The sequence below is a fragment of the Rhodopseudomonas sp. BR0C11 genome (genome assembly GCF_010820945.1).
GTDB lineage: Bacteria > Pseudomonadota > Alphaproteobacteria > Rhizobiales > Xanthobacteraceae > Rhodopseudomonas > Rhodopseudomonas palustris_H.
Genome location: NZ_QTKI01000565.1, coordinates 1 through 2,300, shown reverse-complemented (window position 1 = coordinate 2,300; position 2,300 = coordinate 1). Strand labels below are relative to the sequence as shown.

Sequence of the window (2,300 nt, the reverse complement as noted above, 5' to 3'; positions counted from 1 at the left end):
AGGCCGGACTGCTTCAGCGCATCCATTACCACCGAGAGCAGATTGCCGACCCGGAACTGCAGCGGCGACAGGTTGACGGCGACGCGGACATCGTCCGGCCAGCGCGCAGCATCCATGCAGGCGGAGCGCAGAATCTGCGCGCCGATGGCGTTGATCAGGCCGGTGTCTTCGGCGACCGGAATGAACTCGGCCGGCGAGATCATGCCGCGCTCCGGATGCGGCCAGCGCACCAGCGCTTCGCTGCCGGTGATGCGGCCGTCGGCGAGACGGACCAGCGGCTGATAGTAAGGGCGTAGCACTTCGTGCTGCAGCGCTGCGCGCAGATCGGTCTCGATCTTGCGGCGCGCCTGGGCGCGCGCGTCCATTCCGACTTCGAAGAAACTGAAGGTGCCGCGGGTGTCCTTCTTGGCGCGCGACAGCGCCATGTCGGCGTTCATCAGCAGTTTTTCGGAATCGTCGCCGTCGCCGGGCGCCACCGCGATGCCGATGCTGGCGCCGACCACGACCGAATGGCCCTGCAGCAGATAGGGCTCGGCGATCGCGTGCAGCAGCCGCTTGGCGAGCAGCACGATATCCTCGGGCCGCTTGATGCCGGTCTGGATCACGGCGAATTCGTCGGAGTTGAGCCGCGCCAGCGGATCTTCCTCGCGCAACGTCGAGCGCAGCCGGCGGGCGACGCCGCGCAGCAGCTTGTCGCCGACCGCGTGGCCGAGCGTGTCGTTGACGGCCTTGAAATTGTCGATGCCGACGAACAGCACCGCGATCTTCTCGCCGGTGCGCCGGGTCTGGATCAGCAGCTCATCGAGCCGCTTGCGCAGCGAATTGCGGTTCGGCAGCCCGGTGAGCCCGTCGTGATGCGCCATGAAGGCGAGCCGCATCTCGGCGCGCTTGCGCTCGGTGATGTCCATCAGCGCCAGCAGCACCGCGGGCTCGCCATTATAAGTGAGCTGACGTGAGTAGATCGCCAGATCGATCAGCGAGCCGTCGGCTTTGACGTGCTTCCAGGTCCGCGCGGTGCGTTCTTCGTGGGTGTGATTGCCGGTCCAGGGCAGCTCGGTCTCGAATGCCTGCAGGCGGCGGATCGTCAGGGAGGCGAATTCGGACGGCGAGTAGCCGTAGTGCTCGACCGCGGCGTCATTGACGGCAAGGATGCGCTCGTCATTGAGCTGGCAGACGATCATCGGCACCGGATTGCTTTCGAACATCAGCCGGAACGAAGCTTCGCGCTGCTTCAGCTCGGTGATGTCGACGCGCAGGCCGATGATGCCGCCGTCGGAGGTGGTCCGCTCTTCGATCTGGATGCAGCGGCCGTCGGCCAGCACTTGCTCGTGGCTGGAGCCCGGATTGAACATCCGCTGCAGCCGCTCGGCGATCCATTCCTCCTCGCGGCCCTCGGCCTCCGGATAGTCGCCGCGCGCGATGCCGATGCGCATGGTGTCCTGGATCCGGGCGCCGGGCTCGAACTGATCGGCACTGGCCTTGTAGATCTCGGCGTAGCGCTTGTTCCAAAGGATGTAGCGGCCATCGGGATCGAGAAACACGATGCCCTGGGGCAGGATGTCGATCGCCTCACGCAGCCGGGCGTGCGAGCGCCGCGCTTCCTCGAGCGCGGCTGCGACCGCGCGCTCGCCTTCGGCGACGTCCGCTGGCCGCGCCATCCGGCGCGGTTTCGACGACAGCTTGGGGCCGGGCAGCGTGCTGCGGCGCGGCTTAGCGCTGCCGGCAGACGGACGGATTCGAGCCGCCTTCTTTTTCTTCAGCCGGACTTGCGGACTCACCACGCATCACCACCACGCAAATGACGCCCTGGTTGTGCAATAAGTGTCTGAAAAAATTGTATCCCGGCAGGGATGTCGCAGGCTGCAAAGGTTAAGGCCGGGCCGGGGCATGCTCGCCGGGCAGGCAATTTGCTGGCTGCAAGAGGTGTCGAATAACCTCCAGCACAGGGATTCGACCGTCTTTCAGCGGATTCCGGCCCGGCATTGCCCACGTGGTGAGCGATTGCCCACTCAGCGCTGCAAATTGCGCCAGACTCCTGCAGGGTTAGCGCGGGCTTAAGGACAGGCGAATTCAGCGCGAAATCATCTCCGCCAAGCCACAGCCCCGAGCCCGACCCAGTCAAGATCAGGCGCGCGTGCGGTATAGTGAGCTTATGCGCCGCGCGATTCTTGCTGCTCCGGTCCGGCTCGCCAGTGTCCTGGCTGCGATGATGTTGTTCGTCCCGGCCGCGATGGCCCAGGACAAAGGCACCCTCGACCCCAAGCCGCTGCCGCCGCTGGCGCATCCCAACGATCCCAACC

General features: G+C 65.7%; 1 protein-coding gene and 1 pseudogene. One reads left to right on the top strand and one right to left on the bottom strand.

Annotated elements, in window-relative coordinates; all coding sequences use genetic code 11:
- Positions 1-1,658 (bottom strand): putative bifunctional diguanylate cyclase/phosphodiesterase (locus DYI24_RS25160; protein WP_246701366.1); only part of this gene is annotated, 1,658 nt, incomplete at its 3' end.
- Between the two features lie 494 nt (positions 1,659-2,152).
- Between DYI24_RS25160 and DYI24_RS28450 the strand changes: the two are divergent.
- Positions 2,153-2,300: pseudogene (locus DYI24_RS28450) on the top strand (penicillin-insensitive murein endopeptidase); the annotation flags it as partial.